We start from the raw sequence: 7,116 nt of genomic DNA on the forward strand, positions 1-7,116 counted from the left end.
CCGTGCGGCGTTGACGTCCCGGTCCAGGACCAGGCCGCACAGGGTGCAGGTGTAGGTGCGCTCGGACAGGGCGAGTTTGGTTTTCACTACGCCGCAGCCCGAGCAGGTTTTCGAGGACGGATACCACCGGTCGGCCACCACCAGCCGCCCGCCATTCCATCCCGTCTTGTACGCCAGTTGCCGCCGCAGTTCGGCGAACCCGGCGTCGGCGATGCGCCGAGCCAGCCGCCGGTTGGCGAGCATCCCGGCCACGTTGAGGTCTTCCACCACGATGGTGCCGTACTCGCGGGTGAGCCGGGTGGTGAACTTGTGCAGACCGTCACGGCGCAGATGAGCAACCCGGGCATGCGCCCGACCGAGCCGGGCGGACGCCCGCTCCCACCGCTTCGACCCACGCCGACCGGTGCGCCGGTCCGGGCGGACCCGGCCAGAGGCCCGCCGCGCGAGACGCCGTATCCGGCGGGCGGCAGTGTGCAGGTGGCGCGGGTTGGGCTCCATTTCACCGGTGGACAGCACCGCCAGATGCGACACACCCAGGTCCACACCGACCGTCGCATCCGGGCAGGCCGGCACACCCTGGACGCGCTGCACCGCGCAGGTGAACGACACGTACCAACGCCCGCCGTCGCGGCGCACCGTCGCCGACACGACCCGGGCGGTGCCCGCCTCCAGCCGGCGTGCGAGCTTCCGGGCGGACTCGTGCAGCTTCAACCGGCCCAGCCGGGGCAACACCACATGCCTACGGTCCGGCTCCACCCGGATCGCCCCGGTGGTGAACCGCACCGACGGGGTCGACCGGCGGCGGGACTTGAAACGCGGGAACCCCACCCGCCGCCCGGCACGCTTACCGGTGCGGGAGTCCGACCAGTTCTTCAACCCCCGGGCCAGGGCGTCCAGGCCGGTGTTGAACGCCTCCTTCGAACACTCGGCCCACCACGGCGCCACGCCGGCCTTCGCCTGATTCCAGGCTCTACGCAGCGCGGGCAGAGACCAGCCCTGCGTCGGGGTCAGGTCCACCTCGTCGATGCCGTAGGTGCGTTCGGCGGCCCGCTGATCCATCACCGCCTTGACCCGGGCCAGCGCCCAGTTGTGCGCCACCCGCGCCGCACCAGCATGCGCCAACACCGCCCGCTCCTGGCGGGGTGTCAGGTCCAACGCGAACCGGTACGCCTGCACCACACTCAACCGCTCCCGGTCCGCCACGCGCAGCACGATAACCGCCCGGTAAGACATTCATCCGCAACCACCACGATCCCGCCCCCCACCACAGCGCGCCGCCGACCACCGGATCCCCCTCACGACGCACCACCCACACCGCAAGCCACTCCTCCACGGTCACCAACACAAACCAACACCTACTCAACCGGGGAACAGTTGACACCCACTCCCGCAGCGCCCAGGCGTACGGGCCGAGGGCCACGCAGGGCGGCAGGTCGGGTGGGGCCGGGGTGGGACGCGTCGGGCCGGGGCGCAATCCCGAACGCAGCCGGGGCAGAAATCCTGCCGCGCGCCCGAGGCCCGCGCGCCGCAGCCGGCACACCCGGCCGGCAGCACCAGGTCGGTCAGGTCCGACCAGAGCCCGCCCAGGTCCCGCACCGTCGGCTCAGTAGAGGAAGAAGGGGACGGTCGGGTTGGACGCCTTCGCGTCGGCCGCGGGCGGTGTCACGTCCAGCACCTGGTTCCGCTCGATGATGCCGTGCGGATTGTTTCGGAAGGCCACCCGGTTGGCCTCGTACATGTACGAGCCGGTGGGTAGTGCCCCGACCGCGCCACCCGGATAGGCGGCGAGGTGGGTCACCGGGGCACCGATCTCCCGCCGCAGCGCGAAGCCCAGCCCGCCGTCCACGGTGGTCTGGTAGATCACCGGCCGCCGGTCCTCCGAGCCGGCGAAGACCAGCTGGTTCTCGGCGTACCAGTCGACGGCGGTGAGGTCGGTCAGCGGCGTGACCAGGCGGCGGGGCAGGCCGACGGTGACCACGCCGCCGTCGAAGCTGACCGCGGCGACGTAGAGCGCGCCGTTGACGATCAGCGCTATCCGGTGCCCGTCGAGCGAGGCGGCCACCGCGGTCACCGGACCCGGCACGCCGAGGGGGATCTCGACCATGCCGGCCATGTCGTCGAAGCGGTAGAGCCGGTTGCGGTTGAGCTTGTTGTCGGCCACCACCAGCCCGTACCGGTGCTGGGGGTCGGGCGAGCGGAGCCAGGTGGGACGGCCGACCGAGGTGTACCACTGGCTGGCGCCGTGGAGCACCGGGACCTGGTCCCTTCCGGAGCCGGCCATCAGCCGCTGCTGCCGGTCCGCCCGGGTCACCACCAGCGCGGCGAGGACCTCGTTTTCCGAGCGACTGAGCGCTGCCGAAACGATGCCCTTGTTCGCTGCGGCGGCCAGCGGCACCGGGCCGCTGGCCTCGCCGGGGAAGGAGAGCGGGTGGATCCCGCCGTCGTACACGCAGTACCGCTGCGGGCTCCCGGTCGTGGCGTACACCGGGTGGTCCAGGCGTTCCCGGTTGAGGTCGATGGTGCGCCGGCTCTGATTCTGGATCTTGAGATCGAGCTGCCCGGTCAGCTCCGGCAGCGACCAGGCGAGCTGGGTGGCGAGCCGCGCCAGTCGGGCCTCGTTGGCGCCCGGCATGGCCAGGTTGATCTCCCAGCGCCCATCCGAGCCGGTGGCGTTGTTGATCGGCGCCGTGCCGTCCGGCAGTCGGGTCACGCCCGACGCCAGCCAGTCGGAGGGCCCGCCGGCGAGCCACTTGACGACATCGGTGACCCGCCGTTCGGCGGGCACCGCGGAGGGCAGGTAGCGCTGGTCGGGCACCAGCTGACTCTGCTCGGAGTTCCAGAAGTAGATGGTGTGCTCGACGTAGAACTTCTGCAACGCGTCGTCGCTGAGCAGCAGGACGTTCGGCAGGTCCGTGATGAGCAGCCCGCCGGTTTCGGCCGGCCGGAGCGTGAACTGGTACTGCGTCTCCCTGGCCACCGGGGGCGCCAGTGTGCCGTCGGCCCGGAGCACGCCGACCTGTTGGACCCGGATGGTGACCACGCTGGTGCCGTCGTTGTTCTGCTTGGCCTCCGGATCTTCCCGCAGGCGCACCACGGTCAGCGCGATCTCGCTGCTCTGCTTCTTCGGGAGCCGGCTCTGCGCCTGGTCCGCGATGAACTTCTTGACCCGGTCGTACGCCTGCTCCCGCTCGCCCGCCGCCGCCCGCAGGTAGTTGCGGATGAACTCCTTGGGGTCGCTGCTCGCCTTCGGGTTGGGCGGCTGGGTGCCGCCGCCGTTGCTCGAGCCCCCCTCCGCCACTGGCCCGTGGCCGTCGACCTGGACGTCCGAGTCGGCCGGGATGCCACACCCGGTCAGCCCGGCGGGCAGGAGCGCGCCGCCGAGCAGGAGGGTCAGCAGCCGCCGCCTCACGACGTCACCTCCGCCCGGTCGCCGTCGGCCGGGCCGATCGACAGCGCGCCCGCGCTGCCGCGGCCGATCGCCAGCAGGCCGCCGTCCCGGGGGCCGCCGAAGGGCAGCGTGACGTCGGCCGGCACCAGCCGCAGCGGCGAGGTGGTCAGCCGGTCACCGGCCCGCGCGGCAGGCTCAGCCGGAACTGGGCGCCCTGGCCCGGCGCGCCCCACGCCTCCAGCCAGCCGCCGTGCAGCCGGGCGTCCTCCAGGCTGATTGACAGCCCGAGGCCGGTCCCGCCGGTCTGTCGGGCCCGGGACGGGTCGGCCCGCCAGAACCGGTTGAAGACCAGCTTCTCCTCGCCAGGCTTGAGCCCGACGCCGTGGTCCCGGACGGTGATCGCCACCGCGTTCTCGTCCATGCCGAGGGTGATCAGCACCGGCTTGGCCTCGCCGTGCTCGACCGCGTTGCCGACCAGGTTGCGCAGCACCCGCTCGACCCGGCGCGGGTCCACCTCGGCGATCACCGGGGTGGCCGGCACGTCCAGCTCGATGGTCACCCCCACCCGCTCGGCCAGGCCGCCGAGCCGGTCGGCCACCCGGTGCACCACCGGCACCAGGTCGGTCGGCTCGGAGTCGAGCATGGCGAAGCCGGCGTCGAACCGGCTGATCTCCAGCAGGTCGGTGAGCAGCTCCTCGAACCGGTCCAGTTCGGCCTGGAGCAGCTCGGCGCTGCGGGCCACCGCCGGGTCGAACTCGTCCCGCTCGGCGAAGATCAGATCGGCGGCCATCCGGACCGTGGTCAACGGCGTACGCAGCTCGTGGGAGACGTCGGAGGTGAAGCGGCGCTGCAAGCGGGACATCTCCTCGAGCCGGAGGATCTGCCGTTGCAGGTTGGTCGCCATCTGGTTGAACGAGGCGGCGAGCAGGGCCAGGTCGTCCTCCCCGTTGACCGCCATCCGCTGGTCGAGCAGGCCGGCGGAGAGCCGCTGGGCGGTCCGGGCGGCCACCCGTACCGGGGTCACCACCAGCCGGGTGACCAGGGCGGCGAGCAGGCCCAGCAGGAGCACCAGCGCCACGCCCGGTGGCGACCACGGTGGCCCGGGCATCGGCGGCGGTGGCGTCCTGGCGGGCCAGCGGCACGAGGTAGTAGAGCTCCAGCTGGCCGAACCGGGTCGGCACTGGGGAGCCGTACACGAGGTACTTGGTGCGCTGGCCGCCGAGCGTGCCGGTGCGGATCTGGTGGGCGACGTTGCCGGCGGCCACCGAGGCCCGCAGCTCGGGGCTGATCAGCGGGCGGACCTGGACGTCCGGCGAGGTGCGCGGCTTGATCCCGGTGTACCTGTCCGCGGTGATGGCGACGACCACCCCGCTGGTCTGCGCCGGGTCACCTCCGGCCAGGTAGTTGACCGTGCCGTCGATGGTGTCCTGGAGCTGGGCCTCCTGCGGCTGGCTGTAGAGGCCGAACTGCTTCGAGGCGTACTCGCTGCCGTTCTGCAGCCGCAGCAGGACGTCGGTCTCGGCGCTCTCCAGCAGGATGTTGGTGATCTTGTCGGCGATCAGGTACGCGAACCCGCCCACCAGCAGGCTGGAGGCGACCAGGGTGATGGTCACCACCCGGACCTGCAACGACCGTCGCCAGGTCTGATGCAGGCCGGCGACCAGCCCGGCCGACCAGGCGGCGAGAGCGCGCCAGAGCACCCGCGCGGCGTGGAGCCGGCGGGACGCGGCGGTCGGCGAGTCGGGGGGCGGGGAGGTCACCACAGTGCGACCAGGCTATCCGGTACCCGCCTTGTAGCCCACGCCCCGAACGGTGAGGATGATTTCCGGCCGCTCCGGATCCGGCTCGATCTTGGCGCGCAGGCGCTGCACGTGCACGTTGACCAGGCGGGTGTCGGCGGCGTGCCGGTAGCCCCAGACCTGTTCCAGCAGCACTTCGCGGGTGAAGACCTGGCGCGGCTTGCGGGCGAGCGCGACCAGCAGGTCGAACTCCAGCGGCGTCAGCTTCACCTCCTCACCGTCCCGGCTGACCGTGTGCGCCGGCACGTCGATGGAGATCTGGTTGCCGGGCGGACCGATGGTCAGCAGCTCCGGCGCGACGTCCTCGCCGCGGCGCAGCCGGCCCGCATCCGGGCCACCAGCTCCTTGGGCTTGAACGGCTTGACCACGTAGTCGTCGGCCCCGGACTCCAGCCCGAGCACCACGTCCACCGTGTCGCTCTTGGCGGTCAGCATCACGATCGGCACGCCGGATTCGGTCCGGATCGCCCGCGCCACGTCGATACCGCTCATTCCGGGCAGCATCAGGTCGAGCAGGACGATGTCGGGACGATTGTCCCGGAACGCGGCCAGTGCCCGTTCCCCGTCCGCGACGAAGGAGGGCACGAAGCCCTCGCTGCGCAGGACGATGCCGAGCATCTCGGCGAGCGCGGGGTCGTCGTCGACCACCAGTACCCGTGCTCTCATGGGGTTTATCGTTCCATCCCCGTTCGGTTCGGAGGGTTGGGCGTCATCACGGCACGGTACTGCGGCGGGGCACCAGGCACCACAGATGCCGCGCCACCGGACCCGCGTGGCGCGCCGCCCGGCGTACGGGTCCACCGGCGCGGGACCGGCCGTGCAACCATGATCCCCCGGGCGCGCCGTCGCCCGCCACCACCGTCCGTCCGCCAGGAGTACGCGTGCCCGACGTCGGCCCGACCGCCGTGCTCCCGCGCCGCCCGCTGACGGTGGGCGAGCTGCTGGACTCGGCGGTCCTGCTGCTGCGCGGCCAGGCCCGGCTGCTCATCCCGCTCGCCGTTCCGCTCGCGCTCGGCGAGCAGCTGCTGCTGCACCCCCTTCGGGTGCTGGCCGACGCGCGCCCGCCGGAGTACTGGCTCGACGCCGGCCGGCTCGGGGGGTACTGGGTGCTGCTCGCGGTGGGCGCGGCCACCGAGGCGATGATCATCGCGGTGCTCGGCAATCCGGCCGCCCGGGGCGCCGGGGCGGCACTGCTGGGCCGCCGGGCCGGGCTGCGCGAGCTGCTGCGACCCGCCGGCGCCCGGTGGGGGGCCACCGCCGCGGTCGCACTGGCGGTCGGGCTCGGCATGCTCCTGGCGGCGCTGCTCGGGCCGGTCTGGTTCCTCGCGTACGGGCTGCTCGGCGCGGCCGTCCCCGCGCTGGTGGTGGACCGGCTCCCCGCGTACCGGGCGCCGCTGCGCGCGCTCGGGCTGGCGGTCCGCGCCGGCGCTCGGGCGGCCGGCATCCGGCTGCTCGGCTACGTGGGCTGGTGGCTGATCCGGCTCGGCATCGGGCTCGGCGTCTTCTACGGCCTCATGCTGCTGGCGGTGGTGGACCTGACCGACCCGGCGTGGGCGGTGCCGGTGGCCACGGCGGCGTGGGTGGCCGTGAACGCCGTCGCCTACCCGGCGCTGGCGTGCCTCGACGCGGTGCTGCACCTGGAGACCCGGATGCGGACCGAGGGCCTGGACATCCGGCTCTCCCGGGCCCCCGCCGGCACGCCGGAGCCGGTCCTGCTGGCGGTGCGGCGGTGAGCCGGTGGTGGACCGAGGCCGTTGCCGCGCTCGGCGATCTCGTCCCGCTGCCGCTCGCCGCCCTGTTGCTGGTCCTCGCCGCCCTGCTGGCCGCGCTGGCCTGGTACTTCTTCCCGGCCTGGGTGCCGCGCCGGTCCCCCCGGCTGCGGTTGCCCCGCCTGCGCCTCCCCCGGCTGCGGCTGCCCCGATGGCGACCG

The 7,116-nt window shown here is 73.0% G+C and carries 3 protein-coding genes and 4 pseudogenes; 2 read left to right on the forward strand and 5 right to left on the reverse strand.

Annotated elements, in window-relative coordinates:
• From tnpB to mtrA, 5 genes and pseudogenes are all read right to left on the reverse strand, one after another.
• A partial coding sequence (gene tnpB, locus JNW87_RS31825; protein ID WP_238454946.1) for an IS607 family element RNA-guided endonuclease TnpB occupies positions 1-1,203 on the reverse strand: 1,203 nt, incomplete at its 3' end.
• Between the two features lie 181 nt (positions 1,204-1,384).
• Positions 1,385-1,554: pseudogene (locus JNW87_RS31830) on the reverse strand (ComF family protein); the annotation flags it as partial.
• A 49-nt stretch (positions 1,555-1,603) separates the two neighbouring features.
• Entirely contained in the window at positions 1,604-3,409 is a 1,806-nt protein-coding gene (locus JNW87_RS31835; protein ID WP_109800656.1) for an LpqB family beta-propeller domain-containing protein, read from the reverse strand.
• A pseudogene (mtrB, locus tag JNW87_RS31840) lies at positions 3,406-5,088 on the reverse strand (MtrAB system histidine kinase MtrB). The gene JNW87_RS31835 and the pseudogene mtrB overlap by 4 nt, the downstream one beginning before the upstream one ends.
• A gap of 75 nt (positions 5,089-5,163) precedes the next feature.
• Positions 5,164-5,852: pseudogene (mtrA, locus tag JNW87_RS31845) on the reverse strand (MtrAB system response regulator MtrA).
• Between the two features lie 215 nt (positions 5,853-6,067).
• Here mtrA and JNW87_RS31850 point away from each other — a divergent pair.
• Both JNW87_RS31850 and JNW87_RS31855 read left to right on the forward strand, forming a co-directional pair.
• On the forward strand, positions 6,068-6,919 hold the full coding sequence (locus JNW87_RS31850; protein ID WP_238454947.1) for a hypothetical protein: 852 nt from the start codon (positions 6,068-6,070) through the stop codon (positions 6,917-6,919).
• Positions 6,916-7,116, forward strand: a pseudogene (locus JNW87_RS31855) (DUF4129 domain-containing protein); the annotation flags it as partial. The gene JNW87_RS31850 and the pseudogene JNW87_RS31855, both read left to right, overlap by 4 nt.

It is taken from the genome of Micromonospora sp. ATA51, from assembly GCF_016802855.1.
Lineage (GTDB): Bacteria > Actinomycetota > Actinomycetes > Mycobacteriales > Micromonosporaceae > Micromonospora > Micromonospora sicca.